Origin of the sequence: Paenibacillus sp. FSL H7-0326, from assembly GCF_001955535.1 — a bacterium.
Classification (GTDB): Bacteria; Bacillota; Bacilli; order Paenibacillales; family Paenibacillaceae; genus Paenibacillus; species Paenibacillus shunpengii.
Genome location: NZ_MPVN01000001.1, coordinates 1921427 through 1944682 on the forward strand (window position 1 = coordinate 1921427; position 23256 = coordinate 1944682).

The window sequence follows — 23256 nt, forward strand, 5'->3', positions numbered from 1 at the left end:
TTACTCTTTCATGGCTGCGGCCACTCTCTGCCTCACTTCATCAATCCGCTTCATCTTATTGTCCCAGCACGCTTTACTCAGATTAACCGGGTATTCTGCCGGATTCAGTGTCCGCTTATATTCATCCCATAATAGACTAAGATTACGGTTAAGAAAATCTCGACTTTCTTGGAGTGTCGGAAGCTTATACACCAATTCTCCGTCTGCAAAAATCGTATGATAAAGCGCTCTGGCTTCAAACTCAGTAACGAATTTACCTATATACGTATGCACTGGATGGAACATATGGAGACGTTCCTCCTTGGACGGCTCCTCATGATCGAGTGCAATATAGTCGCCTTCCGACTTGCCATTCGTTTTATTGATAATGCGGTATACCTTTTTCCGGCCAGGGGTCGATATTTTTTCCGGATTAGAGCTAATCTTGATCGTATCTGCCATCTGCCCGTTCTCATCCTCGATCGCAATCAGCTTATATACCGCGCCAAGCGCAGGCTGATCGTAGGCCGTGATAAGCTTGGTTCCTACACCCCAGACATCAATTCGTGCACCTTGTGACTTCAGATTCATGATCGTTTGTTCATCCAGATCGTTGGATGCGTAAATCTGAGCTTCGGTATATCCCGCTTCATCCAGCATCCTGCGAGCTTCCTTGGACAGATAAGCCAGGTCCCCGCTGTCTAAACGAATTCCCTTGAAGTTAATTCGGTCACCCAGTTCCTTCGCAACCTGAATCGCCGTAGGCACACCTGACCTCAGTGTGTCATAAGTATCAACCAAAAATACACAGTCTTGATGAGTCTCTCCATATTTTCGGAAGGCCATGTATTCGTCCCGGTACGCTTGAACCATCGAATGGGCATGTGTTCCTGCGACAGGAATGCCGAACAGCTTCCCTGCTCTCACATTGGAGGTGGCATCGAATCCTGCAAGATACGCGGCCCGGGTTCCCCATATGGCTGCATCCATCTCCTGTGCTCTTCGTGTCCCGAATTCAACACATGAATCGGTGCTAGCGGCCTGCTTGATGCGAGATGCCTTCGTTGCAATCAGGGTTTGGAAGTTAACAATGTTCAGAATGGCCGTCTCCACGAGCTGCGCTTCTGCCAGTGGTGCCTCAATGCGCATTAACGGTTCATTAGCAAATACGAGCTCCCCTTCCTGCATCGAATATACTGTCCCCGTGAATCTCAGCCCTTGCAAATATTGAAGATATGCCTCTTCGTATCCTTCCTCACGCAGATATGCCAGATCGCTCTCTGTAAAGGAAAAACCCTTCAAATAACGTATTACCCGTTCTAAGCCGGCAAAAACAGCATATCCGTTCTGAAAAGGCAGCTTACGAAAATATACCTCAAAGACGGCTTTACGCTCATGCATGTTATCCCGCCAATAAGCCTCTGCCATGTTGATCTGATATTTATCCGTATGCAGTGCCATACTGTCATCCTGATGCTGCAACTGCGTAAGCTCGATTTTGTTCATCGTATAGTTCCTCCATTTCTATAGATCGCTGCGCCGAGAGTTCCTGCAAAATGTCCGATGGCCCAGTGATGCCCCTCTGTGTTGAAGCTGGCAACTGCATCCTCATGAACAACGATTTGATAACCTTTATTGTAAGCATCTACTGCCGTATGCAGAACGCATATATCGGTACAGACGCCTACAAGATGCAGCTCCTCTACTCTGCGTTCCCGGAGCCTCAGTTCCAGATCTGTTCCTTGAAATGCACTATATCTTGTCTTGTCAATCCAAAATACATTCTCGCTCTTCTTATTATGCTGATAAATCTTCTCCAGTTCACCATAGAGCATACGGCCGCTTGTGCCCTTGATATTGTGTTGCGGATAGAGCTTTGTTTCAGGATGATAAGGGTCACTTGCTTGATGCACATCCACTGTAAAAAAGACAAGCTCTTCTTGCTGAATGAACTCTTCGGTTAGATCTGCAATTCTGCGTTCAATTCGCTGTCCGGGTTCACCACAGGTCAGTGCACCATCACTAGCTACAAAATCTTGCGTATAGTCAATATGAATTAACGCTTTCTTATTGTTCATCATTAACCAATAACAGCTCCTTTAATTTAATCTAACTATTACATAATTGTTAATTAATAAGACACAAGAGAATGATGCTTGTGTGGATTCATTTCATATTTTGTTATCTCGAATTTATTCTGACAGCACTTCATCATCGTTATTGCAAAGTGCTGTCAGACAAAGGATTACAGCTTCGCATGATAGATCGACTTATTCAAGGACACATCAACAAATCGGTATAGCTGCGTCGGCCTTTTTGACGTTCTCGTCGTCTTCTGCCCCGTTACTTCCTGAATAAAAGGCAGTGTTTTGATCTTTCTTGCGAAGGCAGCCTCTAACGTTATCGCTGAATCATCTGTAACAGTAAGCAGAACGGCCTGGAGCTCAGAGTACGTGAATTCTGCCGGTAAGAATTGTTTGGCAATGGTTGTTTCGAGCAGCTTCTGCTTAATGACCTGAATAGCGTCCTTGATAATGACTGCATGGTCAAACGCCAGATCAAGCTCAAGCACCTCGCTGACCGAGAACAGCTGCACATCCGCTGCATCGTCGTTGGCTTCTCTTGCGGATAGCTCATGCTCTGGAACAATCGCAAAATGGGCATTCGTGATAATCCAGCCTCTCGGATCACGCCCCGGCTTATCATATACTCCAAAGTGCTCCAAATGAATATTCTGTACCCCTGTTTCCTCGTGAAGCTCGCGCTCCGCGCTCTGGAATGCTGTTTCCTTCGGATCTACAAACCCGCCAGGAAGCGCCCATTTACCCGCCTCGATATTTGGCTTACCTTCACTATTTACCATGCTTCTCTGGATCAGCATAATTCTCAAATCCATCACGGGAGGCCTGAATTCTTCATTTCGAACGGGAACAATCGTGAACACAGCAATGTCTGAGGTATAACCATCCGGTGTTCTATACTTTTTGATATCGTAGTGTTCCATTGCTTCTGTGTTAGACATTGCCATGATCTCCTCAAGTAACTTATTAACAATTATCAATTTGTTAATTGTATTATATGCAAGACAGCATTCTTTGTCAACCAAATATTTGAAATAAATATCAATTCCCCGGCTGGGATCCTAACAGCCGGGGGATTGACTAACACAACTTCCTTGTCACTGAGAACAACTTATGGATTCAAGACATTGGCCAGGTTGAACATTATTTGTGCGCTTTCGGCACGAGTACCGACGCCAAATGGTCTGAACTCATCTGCCGAGAATCCATGAACCACACCTAACTTATGGGCCGTCTTGATTGCTTGTACAGCCCATTGAGGGGAACCCTTCAGATCCGTATAGCCAGCATCCCCTGCTTCTGGCTTCTCACCTGTTTTGAACGTATACGCACGAACGATCATCGCAGCCATCTCCTGACGAGTGATCCTCTGTGCAGGAGCAAATGAACCATCTGTGTAGCCCTGTACGATTCCTGCATCCGCTGCCAACCCTACCTCATTTGCAAACCACTGTTCTGAGGAGACATCTGTAAAGTCTGCTTGCGCTTCTCCTTCAAGATCTAGCAGTCTTGCCAGCATGGCGGCAAATTCCGCTCTCGTAACGGTACGATTCGGCTCGAAGCGTTCCATGGTCGTGCCTTCAACAATCTGCCTTGCCGCAAGCTGTTTTACAGCCGATTCTGCCCAATGGCCCACAGACAAGTCAGTAAACGATTTATTATATTCCATCGCTGCGTAGAAGCTAAAATGATTCAGCTCTGCTGTAACCCAGCCATTCCGAACCGTTCCGCCCATATAGGTTACAGAGCCATCACTTTCGCCGTAGTATATTCCAGTTAAAGCGGGATTAGCTCCTTCCGGAATAGGAAGTGAAATAACGATAGGTTCTTCAAATTCATTGAGTGTTATTACTTTACCGTTACTTGGCTCTAGAGACAGCGTGAGGTCATATACTCCTCCCATTTGAAGATTTGCTCCGTACCGGTCTTCTGCCTGACTTAGCCAGGAGGAGACTTCCGCCTCATCAGCAGGCTTGGCTCTCAGTACAATCGTGCTGTCTGCCAGCTGCTCATCTGATGCCAGATCAGCAAATTTCCGCAATACCTCCGATGGAATTACAAGCCTAATATTATTGGCCTGAACCGTGATGGTCTTTCCTTCGGCAAGTTCGGCTGCCTTGCCCGGCATCACAAGCTCGGTGAATGAATTGCTGCCCATCGAGAATTGAATCTGTTCCTCTGAGCCAAGTGCATTCAGGTCTTCCTCTGAAACAATCAGCTGACCCGGTGTATTACTTGCTTCTTCTTCACCATTGCCATTATTGCTTCCGTTATCTTCGTTGCTTCCATTGCCGCTCTCGCTGTTATCCTTATCAGGGTCTGTAGTGTCGAAAGACGGTTCTACACGTAAAGCTTGAGACGCAGACTCTTCTCCGTATACCGCCGTAATCACAGTCTCGCCCTTGCGATGTGTACGGATCAGACCATTCGTATCAATTGAAGCCACATTATCGTTGCTGCTGCTGAATCTCACGCCTTCGGTGATCTCCGATACAGTAGCATCACTGTAATAACCATTGACGAGTGCCTTTGCTGTGTCATTCACTTCAAGCTTCGATGGAATGCCTGTGAGCTCAATTCGTTCTAATTGAACTGCGGACTGTTCCTCGTCAAGCACCGTAAGGGTGAATGCATTGCTAAACTCCCCATATACAGCTGAAATAACGGTTACTCCTTTTCGGAGAGCAGTAATGTTGCCTTCGGAATCGATGGCTGCCACCGTTTTCTCGCTGCTCGTATATTGCACGCCTTCAGTCAGAGGATGCAAGCTGTTATCCGTATACACAGCCTGCGTCACTGTAGCCGAGGTTTCGTAAGCTTGGAGCTGTTCCGGACCGGAGAACTGGATGTAGGCAAGCTCAGGCTCCAGAGGCTCTTCTATGACCTGCAGATCATAATCATCAGTCAGCCCGGCATACTTAGCCGTAATCTTGACCGTGCCTTCGGTAAGTGCTGTTACCACTCCGAGCTCGTCCACCTCCGCAATGGCTGGATCCGCGCTTTGGTACTGAACGCCTTCCGTTATCGGCATGCGCTCACCCGAAGCGTAGACAGCTTCCACTACCGTCGTATCTGTTTCTCCGGGCTTCAGCCATAGTTTCCCTTTAAGATCGATAGCCACCGGCGCTTCCGGATCGGTAATATGAAGTTTAATATCACCGAATCGGTTCGGCGAGGACTTGCTTGTGGCACGAATCACAGCATCTCCGCTCTTTATTGCTTTTACTACGCCGCTTTCGGAGACCTCGACTAATCCTTCGAAACCTACTTCGTACTGTTCTTCAGATGGTTTTGTTACGGACCATTCCATATCTTCAGGCAGCATGCCGCTGACACTGAGCTGTAATTCATCGCCTACTTGAATTTCGCTTGTTGGAGCTTCTACGGTATGCGTAGGATTCTCAAGTACGGCTACATCCACTAATTCGCCATCAACCGTTTTGGTCGTTACCGTCAGCGTATCTCCATCCACTTCGACGGAGGAGTACATTTGTATATCCTCATCTTCGACAACATCTTGGAAATACCGTTCGGTTCGCTCATAAAACTTCGGACCGGTAGAACCCGGAATAATATATGTCGTTCCCTCACGCTCTCCTACAATCTCGTGGTTATAGAGCGGATAAGTACGCAAGTAAATATGATCATGGCCATTCATGACCAGGTCTACATTATACTTGTCAAACACTGGAGTCCATACGGTGCGCACATTCTCTGTATCGTAAATGCTTGCATACGGCCCGCGGTGGAAGAAGACCAGCTTCCATTGCTTATCCGTATTCTCCAGATCGGCCTCAAGCCATGCCTTCTGCTCTTCAATATCATATTCACTGTTCAGAACAGAGATATGCATATTTTTATAGTCGAAGGAGTAGTTCGTTCCCTTCTGATTCTCGGTACCATTTTGCGGATGGTTGAAATGTGCCAGGAAATACCCGTTCTCCTTCGTACCTTCCACCTCGTGATTACCTACCAACGTAACTGCGGTCAGATTCATCAGCTCTTCCTGGACTTCAGAGAACCACCAATTCCATTGCTGCTCCTTGAAGCCATTATCGACCATATCCCCTACATGAACCATAAATTCGGCATCCGGGTGCTCCGCAATTGCGGCATTCATCGTGCGGCCCCACAGCTCAAAGCCTGCAAGATCAGCAGCCTGGGAATCCCCGAACACAAGGAACTTTGAATAATCGCCTGTCTCCGGTGCTGTTGTAAAGGAGCCTTGCTCGCTGTAATGCTCTGTACCATCGCCTACACGATATATGTAAGCCGTTCCCGGCTTAAGCACGTCCGCGTTTGCTTTGTGAACACGAATGGTCCCAGTGTCCGGTGTATTAAACAGATGGCTGTCACCGCTCAAGCGGATAACATCCGGCTGATCAAAGCCTGCAAAGCCTTCCTCTTCCGCAATTTCTACAACGGTCCCGATTGCATTCGGATGTGTGTGCCAGTTAAAGCTGCGCGAGTTAACCGGGTTCTCGCCCATGCCGACCGTAATATTGTAAGGTGTTTCCGTACCTGCAAGCACAGAGGTCGTAAATTTCGAAACCAGGCTGTACTGCTGATCTTTAACCGCCTGCACATCATAGCTCTTTATTACTTCCGTAAGCTGACCTGTACGAAGCTGACCTGATGCATCCGTAACCAGCGTCCCGTCGCCAATCTCAGCTCCATCTGCAAACAGCTTAGCGCCTTCTACCGGTTGGCCATTCTCATCGGTCACTGTAAAGGTGGTAACATAATTTTGCGCTATATTTTCGTCCCACTGGAGCAGAAGCTCATGCTTGATCTCGGACTTCAGAGACGCTCCTCGATAAGACTTCGGTTCATTCGAACCTACCATATCAAGCTCCGATGAACGGAAAGCAATAGCATTCGATCCGGAAGCTGTGCCATTCACTGTATACGAAATTTGAGCGATGATATCTTCATCCGTAAGAGACGCCGACTCCAAACCGCTGAACTGCATACGAGTGACGCCTGTCTCAGCGTCAACGGACCCCGTAAACTGTGATTCCGTCAGCTTATCTCCTTTTATTACAGAGATGTCTTTAACGAAGGCTGTATTGAATCCCAGCTCTAGGTGACCGCCGGTAAGCATATCCACCTGGTCGGCCGAAATGTCAACCATGTAAGTATGTCCCGCATATACCTGCTCTGGTGTAGTATAACGAAACTTTGGAGTTCCTGTATCTACAGTGAAGCTCCATTCCTTGATCGTCTGATTGCCGGACAGATCGCGGACCGCAAGCTTCACCGTATGATATCCGTCCTCCAGCGGAAGCCCAGGCGTGTAGCTGATACGACCTTCCGGCGGATACAGCGTATGCGCTACTTGTTCCCCGTCGATATACATCCGGATTTTGGCAGGATCAATAAGGGTCGTTCCCGGATGAACCTCAGCATTCCAGCCGGCGTCAGCCGCATGCGCGTGAATGACCGGTGTGCCTGTCGTTACTGCTGTATCTTCAGAAGGCGTCACATCCGTAATGACTGGAGGCTCGTGATCCTCGTCAAGCGGCCCGTAGACGGCCCGGATTTGGTCGATATAGATCGCACCTGCCGTCTTTTTGTTATTGTTGGTCTCCATGTAGCGAACCGGCAAGTCCATGGTGAGAGGTGTTGCTTTCCCTGCCGGTATATTGGCCTCAACATACTTCCAGCCTGTCCAATCCACACCAGGATCGGCACCTGTAAAATCGATCGCAAAGGCTGCATTGTTGCCGTCACGTACTTGTGCCCGCAGCCAGTGCTTTTGCCCGTCGCCGTATACCCACATTCCAATCTTCTGCGGATACCCGGGAATTTGGATATTCTCTGCACTGCTGTTCGAGGATACATAGGCTCCCGATGTACCTATCTTACCGATAAAATCATAGGAGAGCTTAATCGAACCATCCCCCGAACGGACATAATCCGGATCGGTATTCAAGTCAACCTTGACCGTATTGTATGCCGCACCACTGGATTTATAGTTATCAATACTCTCGAACTCTTCCAGCACAACCGGGGGTACCCCTACATTAACCTCCATTGAGGTCTCGATGCCTTTGTAGCTGACAAAAATAGTACCTGATTGGCCGCCCTCATTCGTCGAATGAAACACGCCATTATCATCAATTGTGCCAATATCACCTTCTACCCGCCATTCAAATACATCATTGCTCGATTGAATGACTTGACCATCCCGCAATGCTGTTACGGTCAGCGTCTCATTAACGCTGGTATTATAGGTCTTAATATCATCCGGGAACTCAAGCTCCGTAATTTGATCCACAACCTCAACTTCCGCCGTGCCTTCAAGACCTCCTGCAGATGCAGACACCTGACCGGCAGCGGCATTTTGTCCGGCGGTGAGTATCCCATCCTCCGAAATAGTTCCCAGGTCAGGAGATACCGACCAAGTCACAGCACCTTCGTGTTCAGCAGGATGACCTGTCTGATCCATCGCTGCTGCATGATATTGATAAGAAGAGCCTGCTAGGATACGCTCTTCGCCTGGTGTTACAGCAAGCCTGGATGCAGCCCCCTCCGGCGCCGTGTTCACAAGCAGCAGGCCGTTGCCCGTTGCGCGCTCACCACCGTCAGAACCCCGGTTCAGCATCTGAACATCCGATGTGCCCGGCATCCGGGCTACGAATGTGGAAGAACCGCCTCCGTCCAGATTCATGGCGTCCACAACGCCGATATCGGCCATAATTTTGGCAAGCTCCTCTGTTGTCACACCTTCGCTGAAGCCCGGTGCACGTCCGTCAATCTCAAACAGCACGATGGAGCCGTCAGCCTTTGTCCCAATGGCCGTACGCGGGTGTACGCCCTCTGGACCCACGCCGGTTTGTACTACACCGTCTTCTACCAGAGGTCCCTGACCGCTGATTACCATGCTTGCGTCCTGCCATTCACCATCCAGCTGGAAGCTGGCCGTCAGTTCATCCCCTGCTGCCAGGGAGCTGACAACCGGCAGCTTCGTTCCGGATGCAGACAAGACAACGGTGCCTTCGGCAAGCGGTGCGTCACCTTGATTCGCCCGAACCTCCAGCACCTTCAGCTTCATTGTTTCTCCGCTCTTCACATCACCCTCCAGCACTTGCAGCACAACCTCGGTGCCGGATGCGTTTGTCTTCGTAGATGCATAAAAGTCCGGCGTATATAACGTCAGATGATTGTTCTCTCTGTAACGATTTATGCTCGTCAGATTGGTCTGAGTGCCGTCAATGGTCACCGACATCGTCAGCTTGGGCTTACCATAAACCGACGTCCCGTCTTCCATAAGCCCAAAAGCAAAAGAACTGGAACCGCTGTTCAAGATGCGGCCCTGATCAACAAATAGGCCATTCGGTACACCTGTTCCGTAGCCTGACAGGTCATAGAAGTCACCGTTAATGCCCGCGATTACGCGGTTTCCTGGAGCATCTGTATGCTCCGCCATTTCCGACACGCCTTCCATGCCATATACGTATCCGCCTTTTGTGCCTGCACGCAGGTCCAAATGAGGTGAATCCGGATTAAACTCGACGAAATGCATTTTTTCGAGCCCCCGCTCGATCTCCATGTCATACCAAGTATAATCTGCGCCTGGAGCGAGCTCTGTTTTTCTTACATCCAAAACACGGCCAAATGCCGTATCCGGTGCTTCTGACATGGCCGCATAAACGCTGCCCAGCGGCTGCAGCATGAAGAGTAATGCCAGCAGAAAGGCAAGGAAAGCTTGTCCTGATCTGCGATACCAACGAATCATCATTTCTTTCTCCTCTCCCGGGTGTTGTATATTATTTTTACGCTCTATCAAATTGTAGTAATGAATTGTTAACTTAACTAAAGGGTTTTGTAACCAAAGCCCCTTAGAAATATAAAAGGTATTCAGAAAGTCGCCTTAGACGACAATCAGAATACCTAGTCTGCTAAACAGATAACGAATGATTCTCGGCAATCAGCGAGCTCTCGTTGACATTCTTAGAATTGGGCAGGCCCCGGGTCGTTCTATCATAGAACCAATAGATCCCGACCAAGAGCACAATAATCCCGCTTATCATAATCACTTGTGCTGGACTGATGAATTGGCCCAGAATTCCTCCTGCCAATGACCCAAGCGGCATGGCTACTCCACTTAAACTATAAGAGGCAGAGAACACACGACCCAGCAGATGCTGCGGGATTCCTTTTTGAAGATACGTATTGATTAGAATATTCGTTATGCCCCCAGGAAACCAGGCCAGCCCATAGACAGCGATCGCCAACCCTAGATTCGTAGTGAACATGGACAGCGACCACAGCACTCCACTGACTACAAATGCGGCAGCATAAATTTTGCCCATGCCGTATTGTTCAAGCTTTAGATAAGGAGCAAGAAGAGCACCGAGCATACTGCCGACAGCCTGCGCCATAAGCAGGAATCCATAAACCTCAGCTCCACCATGCATCCTGCCGAACTCCGGCAGTACAACGAACGTAGCTCCGCCGACACAATTGATTACGATCACGCCCATCAGCAGACGAGAAACGGATTTACTTAACAGTATTCTGACACCTTCAACCAGCTCGACTTTATAATTACTGAGGAATGTACGGAGATGGAAAGTGTTCTCTGAATCCTTCTTAGGTATCTTCGGCAGGCGAATCATGGAGAAGATGATGGTTCCCATCATGAACATGACAGAATCCAGCAAGTAGATGGATACTGCACCGAAGGCCACAATGATGACACCAGAAACGGCGTTGCATGCTGTATCAATACCTTGATTGGCAAAGGTGAATAAGGAGTTGGCTTTGGACAGGTCTTTGGATTCAACAAATTTGGGAAGTGCGGATACTTGGGCAGGATAGACGAACATATTCAGCGAGGATAGAATTGGGAAGATCACCAAGACAAGACCTACGGTCAGAAAGCCCATATAATCCGCTAAGGGAATGAGCAGCAGGATCACCGCTTGTGAGAGCTGTGTCACTATTAATAATCTGCGAATCGATATTCGATCAATGATCGGACCGGAGATGAATTGAATAAACCTTGGAAAGATGGATAGAAAGCCCGCGAGCCCTGTATATAAAGTAGATCCTCCGAGCTCCGATACAAGCCACATGGCTGCCACAGCGTACAGAGAGTCACCGATGTTCGTGATGACCCTTCCCAGAAACATAAACCAGAAGTTCCTATTCGTCCACAGACTCATTCCTTTGTCTCCTTCTCCACAGGCTGATCATCCTGTGACTCAACAGATTTGATCATCACACCGATACTGAACTCTTCATATTCGCCATTCTCTTGTTTACCCGATGTTTTCTGAACCCATTGCTCAAGAAAGACCTTAAATTCCTCTGTCAGCTCTGCTTCCTGCTCTTTAGTCAACATGAGCCGAAGATTGATCGTCGTTGATTTTTTGGATGAATAGCCTGCACTGATTACGGGATCGAGGGCCTCTGGAGATGACGAATTAAACCATTTTGATCTGGATTGGTAGTACTTCTCTGTAACACCGCCGATCTTCTTCTCCTCCACGAGGTCGAGTAATCCCCCTTCGTACAGCTTCGTGATGTGATAATGCACGTTCCCGCCCGACTCACCCAACAGGTCTGCTACTTGCTTTGCCGTTCTGGGGGTCGTGGTCAATTGCCCTATAATCTTCACCCGAAGTGCATTGCCAAGCAGCTTAGACTGTTCTATAGAGACATTCAGCATATTGTTATCACTCATTAGGTCTACCTCCTATTTATAACGATCTAATTATTTAGATCATCAATCTGTAAAGTTAGATTATCACAACAGGAAAAGTTTGTAAATAGGCATTTTAGAAAATATAGACTTATCCCCCATTAATCAGTTTATCCCCCTCTTTTATTATAAGAGAATTCAAACTATTATAGAGGTTAGGGCTTAATAGAATATAGAGAATTTATGCAAAAGTACTCGATTAGGAGGAATCAGGCAGTCATGTTAAAAACAGAGTACATTGATGTTCTCTCAGTGATCTCACATAAGCTGTATGATTCTGCTGCGAATGTGATGAATACAGCCAGTAAGCTCATACCCGCTAACACGTTTTGTATAGCGAACCTGGATCACCTATCTACGAAAGTGCTCAAATCTTTTAATCGAGACAAGCTTATTCTTGAAGAAGGGCTGGTCGTCGATAATGCAGAGTCGTATTGTGCTCTCGTTACCGAACATGCTCAGGGACCGCTCATCATTGATAATAATCTGACCCATCCTTTAACCAAGGATATGGATGCCACTCGATTCGTTGGGGGCTGCTCGTTCATCGGGGTGCCTATAAGGAATGAGAAGGGGGAATTTTATGGGTCCCTCTGTTCCTTTGATCCTGGATTCTACCGCTATCAGCAGCGAGATGTTGATCTTCTTCTCTCCCTGTCTTCCTTCTATACAGATCTTCTTGAGCTTGAGTCCACCCTTGACCGGTTACAGATCGCCGAGCAAGCTGCCGAGCAGGTTCTCGATAATAAAAAAAATCTGCTGGCCGTGCTTAGTCATGAAATCCGTACACCGATGAATGGGGTGCTGGGTATGGCCGACTTGCTCAAATCAACCGATTTGAATGAGGATCAAGCTCTATACGTCAATGTTATAGAAGAGAGCGGCAATCATCTGCTGAACATGATGGACCAGATATTGGAGTATTCCAAGATGGAAGCCGGCGCCATTTCAATTGAAAATCATCCTTTTCAATTAACTGAAGTCATTGAGCATGTTATACAGCTGTTCACTCCCGAAGCGCAGAAAAAGGGAATTCGATTATATGCTGAATACCATGTAAGTCAGGATTTAGTACTGCATGGAGACAGTCAGAAGATACGTCAAATCTTGATTAACCTGCTTGGAAACGCCATCAAGTTCACCGAGCAGGGTGAAGTCGGTATCTCTGTCCGATTTGAGGATGGGGCAGAGAATGCCGCGAATATTTGTTTTGAAGTAAGAGATACAGGGGTTGGTATCCCTGCGGATCGGATCGATCTTCTCTTCAAATCCTTCTCCCAAATCCATACCAACCAAGGTAAATTTGGAGGAGCAGGACTTGGGCTGTCCATTTGCAAGCACCTGGCTGAATTAATGGGCGGATCGGTGTGGCTTGAAGAAACGAGCGAGCGCGGAAGCCGGTTTATATTTAAATTTTGCAGCTGCGCAGCCTCATAAGTTATTCAATAAATAAGGAGCAGCCGTCTTAGCGAGCTGCTCCTTTGACATTCGTATGAAGTTAAATACCGCCGGATCGGTTCAACCCTTGTTCTTTCTTTAGAATAGTTTCCTCATATTTTAATATTTTATCACCTTAGCGGGAGAGCGCACCGACCACAGGATGCGGAACATATGGCTCTTCCAGTGCAGTAATCTCTTCAGGCGTCAATTTAATCGACAATGCGGCAGCCGCATTCTCAAGGTGAGATATTTTTGTTGCACCTATGATCGGTGCGGTGACAGGTTCTTTTTGCAGCAGCCAGGCAAGTGCTATTTGCGCACGAGGGACCCCGCGTTTCTCTGCGATCGCCGCAAGCTGATCCACAATCAAGCGATCTTTGTCCGCCATCGGATCGTATTTGGACTTCGCCGTTTGATCCGTCTCGGAACGATGGGTTGTCTCCTCCCAATCTCGTGTCAATCTGCCACCGGCAAGCGGACTGTACGGGATCACGCCGATCTTCTCTTCCCGGCACAGCGGCAGCATCTCACGCTCCTCTTCCCGATAGATCAAGTTCAAATGATTCTGCATGGACACAAAGCGAGTCCAGCCATTACGCTCTGCTACATTCAGCGCTTTCAAGAACTGCCATGCATACATCGCCGAAGCACCAATGTACCTTGCTTTGCCGGCCTTCACCACGTCATGCAGTGCCTCCATGGTTTCCTCGATTGGCGTTTCATAGTCCCAGCGGTGAATTTGGTACAGATCTACATAATCGGTCCCCAGCCTTTTTAAGCTTTTATCAATTTCACTCATAATGGCCTTACGGGAAAGACCTGCGCCATTGGGACCCTGGTGCATGCGAAAATGCACCTTTGTCGCCAAGACAATTTCGTCACGATTGGCGTAATCCTTCAGCGCTCTGCCAACGATCTCCTCGCTTGTCCCATCCGAGTATACATTCGCTGTATCAAAGAAATTGATACCCAGCTCAAGCGCTTTTTTAATTACCGGACGGCTGTTCTCTTCATTAAGTACCCAGGGGTGAATCCAGCGGTCTGCTTCTCCAAAGCCCATGCAGCCAAGACAAAGCCGGGATACATCCAAACCGGTATTTCCAAGCTTTACGTATTCCATTTCCATTCTGTAAGCACCTCAGTTTCCATTAATGTCATCAGCTCGGCTGATCCCCGTTATTATCACACTTGGAGTTAACTCCAAGTCAATACCTATTTAGAAGATTAGCTCATTAATGAGGGTACTCTTTGAGGGTAATCTTATATAATCATGTGCTTATGCGCCTGTACCGAATCTTTTGCGATAACCGCATTTACGACACAGCTCCTCCACCGCTTCCCGCCGCGAGAAGCCATAGAACAGGTTATTTGCCCGCTCACCCTCCACAATCTCGGAGAACGGAGTGCTGTTTATATTTCCTAGATTAATAACACCCTCGCCGTCCAGACAGCACGGAATGACAGTGCCATCCACCAATACCCCGGCTTGTGTTCTAAGCCCATGACAGAAGCCTTTGCCATCATCCTCCTGAGCTGCTAGAGACGGCCATTCAAACTCATGATCCTGATTCAAGTAAATGTTCTTCGCGATCTTAACTCCGCTGCCGGGTGTCACCTTCTCCTCAATCTTGAAGTCCAGTTGAAATTCTCTCTCCAGCACTTCAAGCGTTTCCCGATTACGCTGCTTCTCCAGATTGGTCATGTTGTCCTGTGTCAAATTCCACAATCGGAAGGATACAATGATATCTTGTTTGACCGCTTCACGGACAAACGAAATAATACTCGTAAGATATCCTTCCCGATTCGTCGAACCCTCATGGCCGTCAAAGCTGTGCAGCGAAAAATTCATCTGTCTTACTGCAGGCTTACCAAGAATCCGATGCTTCGCCTTCTCGATCAGCGTTCCGTTCGTCGTCATGTTCACTTTGAACCCCTTGGTATATGCAGCATCCAGCAGCTGATCCAGCTTCGGGTGCAGCAGCGGCTCGCCTTTGACATGCAAATAGATGTGGTTCGTATGCGGTTTGATCTGATCCAGAATATGGTCAAAAGTATCCAACTGCATAAATTTAGCCTGACGGCTGGTCTGCGGACAGAAGCTGCAGGCAAGATTACAGATGCTCGTAATTTCAACGTATACCTTCTTGAATGTCTTCAACTCGAACGTTCTCCATTCTTTGTAAGATCTGTTCTACCAGTTTACAACATTGCCTTGATCTCTGCTACAACAGCCTCGTGCTTATCATTGAATGCCTTCGTCGCCTCATTAAACTCATTCTTTATCTCATTCACTTCTGCAAATACAAGATTACGTTCAGCCACCTTTGCTTTGAGCTCAGTGATCGAGAGAAAGCTGCCCTTCTCTTCCAGCAGAGCGTACAGCTCGGTTTCTATCTGGAGAGCCAATTCATATTGGTAATACAGCTGATCAAACATACGCTGCCGCTCTTGATAGTCAGCCCACAGCTCCTCTGCCTGGAGGGATATTCCTTCGCTGACCTTGCTGTTTCTGAAGACAGACAGCTCTTCCTCCCAGCGCTCACTCTGGATTTCGGCAGCATCCATTATGGATTTCGAAGCATGGAGCAGCTCATCGCGCTCTTTTACATGAATCTGTGCTTGGTCCAACAGCACTGCGAGCTCCTTATTTTCTTCTCTACCTTGATCCAAAATCGCTTCATAGAGGACCATATCCTCCTCTTCAAGCGCTGCAAGCTGATTCAGATTGGAATGCATCTGATTCTCGGTTTGTACTGTCGTCTCGATCGCATGCACCATATTGAACGCTTCCTCCTTACTGCAGGCGGTCAGCATGATGATGCTCACGAAGAATAATGCGAGCTTTCTAAGTCTACCCCTTACCATACCGGTCTTCCTCTCTATCTATAGCCTTGTATCGTGTGGAAAATTCATTACAAAGTGCTGCTCGGGATTGTAAGCCTCAACTTTATACCCCATTCTCTTCAAATATTGAATAATTGCTGGCAGTGCTGCGAGTGTTTGCTCCTTCTCATGAAACAGGATGACTTCCACATCCCGGTGCGCATCCTTCTTGACGTTGCTTATAATCTGCTTCGGCTTGCCCTGCAAATCCCAGTCAAGTGAATCAATGGTCCAGTCCCACAGCTTGTAGCCTGAATCGGCAATATCCTCTCGGAACTCCTCGCCAATCTGTGGTGCACTTCCAAAAGGCGCACGTACCAGCTCCGGTGCATAGCCTGTAATCTCCTGAATAATTGCCTGCTCTTCATTGACCTCACCCAGAAAATTTTGAGAACCGCCGCTCTTATATAAATGATGATAATTATGACTCATAGTGTGCATCCCCGGATAGTGGCCTTCCTCCGTAAGCCGTTTCACCGCATCTGGATATTTATGTATTTCAGTACCGATCATAAAAAACGTCGCCTTTACATCGTGCTGCTGCAGAACATCGAGAATAGCATCGGTATATTTACTCGGCCCATCATCAAATGTAATATAGGCTGTCTTCTCTACATTTCCTTTATAAATGACGGGCAGTTTCTTCTCCGTCTTCACTACGGTAAATCCTTCCAGCAGGCTCGGCTGTTCTATCTCCGTCTGGACTCCCTCATACTGTCCGAAGAGGCTTGTATCCATGCTGCCAAAACTCCATATCAGTAAGATCACGCCGGCCACAACGAATGAAGCGATGAAGCTGCGATAAATTCTCTTTCTTTTACGATTTCTTTTACGATTAGCTCTGTGAATTGTTCTTCTATGGAGACTGTGATCTGTACGTTGTGCTGTTCTTCGATCTCTTCTCAAACGGTGTCACTTCTTTCAAGATGTGGTTTTATAAACATTGATTCGTCTTTCTATTATTTAGGTTAAAATAAATAGCCTCGACTTGAATGACAACCAGGTAACAATCGAATAAAATAATCTTAATAAAACAATATTCCTAATATATCCAAAGGAGCGATGCTCCACTTGAGTCCCTTTCTATCACTAACTATTCAAAATTTCATAGACTCTTGTCTGGAAAGCTACTATGCCAAGCACAAAGAGGCCGTGCTCGTGATCGGCACTGTCTATCGTAATGAAAGACGCGTATATGGAATCGGTGATTTAAGTCCCTATCCAACGTCTGAATATAGCAGACTGATCTACGAGATCGGCTCGATTACCAAGCTGTTCACGGTGTCTTTACTGGCCCAGCTGCATTATGACGGCTTCCTGACGATCGACGAATCACTTGGACAATATGTCCCCCTGCTCCCGCCCGACTCGCCGGTCACATTTAAGCATCTGGCGACCCACACCTCGGGTCTGCCGTCACGAAGCCTTTTACGGGAAACCAGAAATTTATTCGATACCAGGAACAGCCGTGATCCTTATTCTGCATTCAGCTTATCCGAAGCCGCGTTCTATTTGCGCAAAATTTCAGCTAAGGAGGCTGGGATTAAATATCAATATTCCAACGCAGGGATGGGACTGCTGGGACATGTTCTGGCCACAGAGCTTCAGACGACATATGAGCTGGCCGTACAGGATGGAATTACCATTCCCCTGCAAATGCAGGACACCGCAATCCACCTCTCCTCCGAAGCACGGGAGAGACTTGTACCCGGGTATACCGGCCGGCGGAGAGCCGCTGAGCTTGTACTTCAGGATTTTCCTGGCACCGGTGCATTCCGCTCCAGCATCAGCGATCTGTTAACGTTTCTATCCGTACATATGGGCCTACACCCGGACAAGGAAATGACCAGCATCTATTCTATTACCCAGCAATTACACTTTCAAAAAAATGACACGTTTGGCGTTGGGCTCGGCTGGTTTCACCAGCTTAAAGATAACCTCATTTGGCATAATGGCGGTACTCATGGCTATATGAGCTTTATGGGCTTCCTTCCTGAACAGGAGATCGGGGTTGTCGTGCTGTCTAACAAGCGCACCTCCTCCTTCGCAATGAATCCAACCCACATCGGAATGGAGCTGCTAAGGAGGGTAAAATAATTAAGCGAGTGCCTCTCTGCAAAAATGGAGAGAGGACACGTCTGAAACAATGATGCAGTACACATTTTTCCAGTATACTCTAATCCGTTCCATGATGAAGAGGACAGCACGAATCGCGCTGTCCTCTCCTTTATTATAATGGATAGGTATTAATTTTGATTATAGACCAGAAGATCGAGCATCCGGTCAATTACAGCCGCACTTTCCGCTCTGGTTGCTGATCTGGATGGGTCAAAACGACCTGTTCGATCACCGTATAATACACCGAGTCTGCTCAGTTCATCAACGGCTTCCTTGGCCCAGTCACCAATTCTCATGTCGTCCAAATAGGTTATTGTACGATTAGAGCTAGTCGGTTCATAGGCTGCGAACTGCATTGCACGATAAGTCATTACGGCGATCTCTTCACGGGTAATACGCTGATTCGGCTTATAGCTGCCATCCGAGTAGCCGGTTATAAGCCCTGCACTCCCTGCTGCCTGTATGCTATGTGCATACCATGCACTGTTCGGTACATCACTGTAGACCACCGCTTCCGGTGTAGCAGCTAACCCGAGTACCCGAACCAGCATTGCCGCGTATTCTGCTCGAGTAATGGCTGTATTCGGGTCGAAGATGCCTTCCGCTGTACCGGTAACAATCATCCTGCCGGCCAGCTCCTCCACATTCGAACGTGCCCAGTGACCGTTCATATCTCCGAAGGTCACCGGATGCTCCAGCAGCAGATAGGTACTATTCGAACGGCTGAATATTTCCACTTCATTCCCATTCAATTGGAACGGCACAGGCTGCAGCCGATCTGCATTGACTTCGTCCTCTGCACGTACAGCTGCCATATGCTGTAATCTATCAAGCTCATAAGGGGTTAGGTTTATCGTTCTTTTTATATAGCGATCAAACTCGATCAATTCATAGACCTGCCCCTCTGCTGAGAATGCAGCTACCGAATAATTGACAGCCGCCAGTGGGGAATATCCCTTCAAGCTTGCCAGCTGGATTGCAGCCCGATCCTTCGTTAAGGCGAACTTCAGCTCAAACTCACCGGCTCCGGCACCAAGCTCAGCTCTGATCTGTGACAGATCGATCTCTTCCATCGGAAGCTCATAGCTTCCAAAAGACACGCCGATCTGAATCGTCAGCTTCGCTCTGTGCTGCAGCAACAAGTCCATGGCTTCCGGTAATAACGAGATTTGTGCAGAATCATAGTCCTTGTCATCCATATCAAGCTTTATACGCAGCACTCCATCCTGCACACTGGATAGTGTTGCTGCAATTTGCTCTCCGGTAACTTCACTTTCAGCAATGTTCATCTCACTATTCGTATTCATCACGCCTTCTACCGTTATCGTTCCTGTTTCTGTCTCAGGCGGATCGACGGGCTCAGGATTCCCAGCAGGCGGTTTCGTGCCAGTGCTAGGCGGAGTCACTGGATCCGTGTCTGGATTCGTACCCGGATTCGGATTTGGATTTGGATTCTCCGGCGCTTCTTCACTTCCTGCTCCCACAATATCAATCTGAGCCAAGACAGGATCATGATCAGACACTCTTCCGCTTGCTTCTGTAAAATCAGCATTCAAATGAACCACATCAGTCTGTGTGTACTCCGTTAAATTTTTGCTAACAAGTATATGATCAAGCACCTGTGAATTCCCATCATATGTGTAGGTGTATCGTTCTCCGGCAGGCAGGGTATCGATCAGATTATCCAGCTCATCTCCTCTTAGGATCTCTGCCGTCTCCGTGAACTGAAAATCATTCAAGTCCCCTAGCACAATGACGTTCGCTTCTTTATTTAATGCTTCATTCCCCTGTATGATGTTCTTTACAAAACCGTTCACGACCGCTGCAATTTCGTGCCGCTGTGTTTCACTAGTCAGAACCGGGGGCTGAACATTACCGAAAGGACCGTTGTCACCGGATTTAGAATTGAAATGATTAGCAATCACGATGACCTTCTCACCATGAAATTCAAACTGGGCCGCAAGCGGCTTCCGTGATTCCAGAAAAGCAGCATGCTGAGGCTCGATTCGGCCGGGATTTACACTAAGCTGATCCTGATTCGCATCATAAGTTACTGCCTCAGTGGAGCCTCCCTTTCGCTCTTCTATACTCTCCGCCAAGGTCACTCGCTCCGGATTATAGAGAAAGCCTACCCGAATATTTCCACCTGGAGCTCCACCATCCTCATTGTTCACCGGAGCAATGTCGGTAAATGCATATTCCGGTCCACCATTTGCGGTAATGGCGTCAATCAGTGCCCGATAGCTGTCGTCCGCTTCAACAATGCCGTTGTCTGTTTGACCGTTAGCATCCTGCACTTCTACCAGTCCAATAATATCTGGCTGCTTCATATTCGAAGTGATGGATGCTGCAAGCTTCGTCATCTTGCTGCTGCCGACACCCGGATAGAAGTTCTCAATATTATAACTGGCTACGATCAGCTGCTCCGGATCAGGCTCAATATCCGTTATCTCTTGCTCATAAGTCGATGGCAGGAGGGCAGGTAATGCATCCTTCGCAGGAATCACCTTGAAGTTGCCTGCATTATATCCGATCACACCCGTTACATCTCCCGTAAACTGACTCCCCGTTCGGATATCTTGATTCGCAGCCATTGAAGCAATCAGAAGCCGCTGCGGATTTAGGTTACCCTCCTGCTTCAGAACAAGACCGCCAGCCGGCGTAAGCACTTCCTCTTCTCCATTATCAATACGAGTTGGAATGTTCATGATCTGGCTGCTTGTCCATGCTGGGCTGATAACCGCCGGGGACTCTAATCGAACTCTCATGCCTTCCAGCGATTCGTAGAAGTCAATTCCATCCTCTTCCGGATCAAAGACAGTGAACCCGTCATTATCAATCACCTCGGAAGGTATGATTCGGCCATTCTTGCCAAGTAGGATTGGAGCAGGCAGTTCCTCAGCCTCTCCCATTTTTATAATGGAGGTCGGTACAATTTGTGTCGTTGTTAGATTACTGCTGCTTCCCTCGTTGTACTCTGCCACTGTACCGCTGATCTTTACCATATCCCCAGTAGCTGGCTTCAAGTCGAGATTAGTACTATAAATATAAATACTCTCCGAAGTATTCGGATCTTCATCCGGCTCCAAGTCCTGGATGTAGAACCCTTGATAGCTTCCATCACTGAATCGGTATCCTAATTGAGTGACAACGCCCTCAATATGACTTACCTGCTGATCAAGATAAGGAGAGCTATGCCCTGCTCCCTGGATATCATGAATGCGCGGCTGTTCGGTTGCTTCATAGGAGAAGGTATACACTTCACTGGTGTCACTGCCTGATACAGCCATAGCTTTAATTACCGTATTCACATTAATTGTAATTGGGTCTTCATAGAGCGTGCTTGATGTCGTCGGATCACTACCGTCCAGCGTGTAATACAGGTCCGCACCAGCTGTAGGTGAAGTCAGTACAACCTGCTGCCCCCTAACGATCTTGCCCGCTGCCGGACTGGCATTCACCGACAATAGCTCTTCAATCAAAGACTCTTCATTCAGCGGCAGAAGCTGATAGACGTCTCTGTACTGCTCGATGACACCAATGATCTTATCAAAAGACTTGCCGGCGGCAATCCCTGGCAGATTCGAATAAATAGTGAATTCGTTTCCGCCCTGTTCAGCAATCCAGCTGCTGCCTGACTTCTCCCGTATATACACGTTATCCAAATATACAAGCTTCGCCTCATGCTGCTCACCTGAATCTGCAGCAAGATCTGCCCCTGTCACCTGAACCGGGGAAGGCACTCCTGCATTGGACTCTACTAAGGTATAAGGAAGTGCGTCTGAAGGTGCTATCTCCTGCAGATTGTTATAGATATCCATAACTCCGCTGACACGGACCCGATCTCCTGCTTGTGCAAAGCTGGGAAAGCCATACAAGACAATGGCAGCCGTCTCATCCTGCACGTACATCTTGCTGCCATTCACATGAGTAACAATTCCAGATACCATGACCTGCTCGCCTTGAGCAGCGAGTCTTGCCTCGGCAATGGTCATTTGCGGAAGCAGATCGTAAGTATAAATCGAAGTCTCACTACGCTCCAGCCCATCCTTCTCTGCGTAAGTATGGATCGTCAGAGGTTCATTGAGTATAATCGGACCATTGACCAGCTCGTAGCCGCTGCTGTCTCCACCTAGACCATATACGTCTGCGTATACAGAAGCCCCTGCCGTTGCAGAGTTCAAGTGAATCTCCGTTCCCTGTGGATAAGCGCCCTGTTCGGGACTCGCGGTCACCGCTGCGGTCTTCGTTTGAGGCTGTCCATAGGAGGAGTTTCGTGGATCTGGGGATACAGCGGCAAAGTCCGTAGCATTGTTGTCCGTATCCAGTCCCCTGCTGCCGGGATCTGCTCCAGGTGCTGTCAGACGAACAGCTGCGATTGAATTGCCCAAGCCTGGAGCAGCGGCACTTCCCTCATATTCATTGGCACTTCCATAACCGATGAGGTCTATGAGTTCTTCGCCATGAAACAGACCTGCCTTGCCATTTGTACCGCTCATGTTGATGCTTCCTGTCTGATCAGGTGCTGGAAGAGCAGCTGTCCCGCCGCTTCCTTTGGCCTGCTGGATCAGATAATACGAGTTGGGAGGAATAGCTCCATTCAGCTCGGTCGTATTACTTGTCCCAAAAACGCCTGTTGCACTGGCATACTTTACGGTATACCCTGTAAGATCTACAGCTTCTTCAGTCGGATTATAGAGCTCAATGAAGTCATGTATGTAGGCTGCACCCGCGTTGCCTCCCCCTCCATAGACCTGACTGATGACGATCTGATCCCCCTCTGGGGATGCATACGCCGTACGGCTAGACATGGATGGAGTCCAAAGACCCGCTAAGATCGTTATAACGAGTACCAAGCTCCATCGTTGCAGCGGACAACTTGTCCGTTTGCTCATTGGCCATCTCTCCTATCTTGTTAAAATATGTAGTATATATGAATAGCTATGGATCAAGTGTCAGGGATCATTCTAAATGTAGAATGTGTGGAGAAATGCGGAGATATTGCGGAATCTTGTAAAATGGTACAAAAAAAGGCGGGATCTC

The 23256-nt window shown here is 47.9% G+C and carries 13 protein-coding genes; 2 read left to right on the forward strand and 11 right to left on the reverse strand.

Annotated features, from left to right (window positions below):
• The 6 genes from BK126_RS09340 to BK126_RS09365 all read right to left on the reverse strand — a co-directional run bounded on the left by BK126_RS09340 (window position 1) and on the right by BK126_RS09365 (window position 11754).
• Window positions 1–1485, reverse strand: a complete 1485-nt coding sequence (locus BK126_RS09340; RefSeq protein WP_076312265.1) for a nicotinate phosphoribosyltransferase — start codon at window positions 1483–1485, stop codon at window positions 1–3.
• Complete coding sequence (locus BK126_RS09345; protein WP_076312633.1) at window positions 1482–2057, reverse strand: cysteine hydrolase family protein; 576 nt, start codon at window positions 2055–2057, stop codon at window positions 1482–1484. The genes BK126_RS09340 and BK126_RS09345 overlap by 4 nt, the downstream gene beginning before the upstream one ends.
• A gap of 167 nt (window positions 2058–2224) precedes the next feature.
• On the reverse strand, window positions 2225–3001 hold the full coding sequence (locus BK126_RS09350) for an NUDIX hydrolase (protein ID WP_076312266.1): 777 nt from the start codon (window positions 2999–3001) through the stop codon (window positions 2225–2227).
• A gap of 170 nt (window positions 3002–3171) precedes the next feature.
• Window positions 3172–9804, reverse strand: a complete 6633-nt coding sequence (locus tag BK126_RS09355) for an S-layer homology domain-containing protein (RefSeq protein WP_143757698.1) — start codon at window positions 9802–9804, stop codon at window positions 3172–3174.
• A 160-nt stretch (window positions 9805–9964) separates the two neighbouring features.
• Window positions 9965–11233: an MFS transporter gene (locus BK126_RS09360; RefSeq protein WP_076312267.1), complete on the reverse strand. Its 1269-nt coding sequence runs from the start codon at window positions 11231–11233 to the stop codon at window positions 9965–9967.
• Window positions 11230–11754, reverse strand: coding sequence for an ArsR/SmtB family transcription factor (locus BK126_RS09365; protein WP_076312268.1), 525 nt, complete (start codon window positions 11752–11754; stop codon window positions 11230–11232). Before BK126_RS09365 ends, BK126_RS09360 begins: the two co-directional genes overlap by 4 nt.
• 237 nt (window positions 11755–11991) lie before the next feature.
• On the opposite strand from BK126_RS09365, the gene BK126_RS09370 reads away from it, so the two are divergent.
• Window positions 11992–13209: a GAF domain-containing sensor histidine kinase gene (locus BK126_RS09370; RefSeq protein WP_076312269.1), complete on the forward strand. Its 1218-nt coding sequence runs from the start codon at window positions 11992–11994 to the stop codon at window positions 13207–13209.
• 136 nt (window positions 13210–13345) lie between these two features.
• Here BK126_RS09370 and BK126_RS09375 read toward each other — a convergent pair whose 3' ends face one another.
• The 4 genes from BK126_RS09375 to BK126_RS09390 all read right to left on the reverse strand — a co-directional run bounded on the left by BK126_RS09375 (window position 13346) and on the right by BK126_RS09390 (window position 16833).
• Entirely contained in the window at window positions 13346–14332 is a 987-nt protein-coding gene (locus BK126_RS09375) for an aldo/keto reductase (RefSeq protein ID WP_076312635.1), read from the reverse strand.
• Between the two features lie 156 nt (window positions 14333–14488).
• Window positions 14489–15370: a radical SAM/SPASM domain-containing protein gene (locus BK126_RS09380; RefSeq protein WP_076312270.1), complete on the reverse strand. Its 882-nt coding sequence runs from the start codon at window positions 15368–15370 to the stop codon at window positions 14489–14491.
• Between the two features lie 41 nt (window positions 15371–15411).
• Entirely contained in the window at window positions 15412–16077 is a 666-nt protein-coding gene (locus tag BK126_RS09385; RefSeq protein WP_076312271.1) for a YkyA family protein, read from the reverse strand.
• A gap of 18 nt (window positions 16078–16095) precedes the next feature.
• The gene (locus BK126_RS09390) at window positions 16096–16833 is read right to left on the reverse strand and encodes a polysaccharide deacetylase family protein (protein ID WP_256702762.1); all 738 of its coding nucleotides are present in this window, start codon (window positions 16831–16833) and stop codon (window positions 16096–16098) included.
• Window positions 16834–17166: 333 nt separating this feature from the next.
• Here BK126_RS09390 and BK126_RS09395 point away from each other — a divergent pair, with 333 nt between their 5' ends.
• Window positions 17167–18192 (forward strand): serine hydrolase domain-containing protein, encoded by a 1026-nt coding sequence (locus tag BK126_RS09395; protein WP_179085528.1) that lies wholly within the window; start codon window positions 17167–17169, stop codon window positions 18190–18192.
• A gap of 149 nt (window positions 18193–18341) precedes the next feature.
• On the opposite strand, the gene BK126_RS09400 is transcribed toward BK126_RS09395, so the two are convergent.
• Window positions 18342–23108, reverse strand: coding sequence for an S-layer homology domain-containing protein (locus BK126_RS09400; protein WP_076312273.1), 4767 nt, complete (start codon window positions 23106–23108; stop codon window positions 18342–18344).
• Window positions 23109–23256: the final 148 nt, after the last annotated feature.

Excerpts from the sequence above, each read along its gene's own strand:
- BK126_RS09340 (WP_076312265.1), bottom strand. The coding sequence starts at position 1,485 with ATGAACAAAATCGAGCTTACGCAGTTGCAGCATCAGGATGACAGTATG.
- BK126_RS09345 (WP_076312633.1), bottom strand. The coding sequence starts at position 2,057 with ATGAACAATAAGAAAGCGTTAATTCATATTGACTATACGCAAGATTTT.
- BK126_RS09350 (WP_076312266.1), bottom strand. The coding sequence starts at position 3,001 with ATGTCTAACACAGAAGCAATGGAACACTACGATATCAAAAAGTATAGA.
- BK126_RS09355 (WP_143757698.1), bottom strand. The coding sequence starts at position 9,804 with ATGATGATTCGTTGGTATCGCAGATCAGGACAAGCTTTCCTTGCCTTT.
- BK126_RS09360 (WP_076312267.1), bottom strand. The coding sequence starts at position 11,233 with ATGAGTCTGTGGACGAATAGGAACTTCTGGTTTATGTTTCTGGGAAGG.
- BK126_RS09365 (WP_076312268.1), bottom strand. The coding sequence starts at position 11,754 with ATGAGTGATAACAATATGCTGAATGTCTCTATAGAACAGTCTAAGCTG.
- BK126_RS09370 (WP_076312269.1), top strand. The coding sequence starts at position 11,992 with ATGTTAAAAACAGAGTACATTGATGTTCTCTCAGTGATCTCACATAAG.
- BK126_RS09375 (WP_076312635.1), bottom strand. The coding sequence starts at position 14,332 with ATGGAATACGTAAAGCTTGGAAATACCGGTTTGGATGTATCCCGGCTT.
- BK126_RS09385 (WP_076312271.1), bottom strand. The coding sequence starts at position 16,077 with ATGGTAAGGGGTAGACTTAGAAAGCTCGCATTATTCTTCGTGAGCATC.
- BK126_RS09390 (WP_256702762.1), bottom strand. The coding sequence starts at position 16,833 with ATGGATACAAGCCTCTTCGGACAGTATGAGGGAGTCCAGACGGAGATA.
- BK126_RS09400 (WP_076312273.1), bottom strand. The coding sequence starts at position 23,108 with ATGAGCAAACGGACAAGTTGTCCGCTGCAACGATGGAGCTTGGTACTC.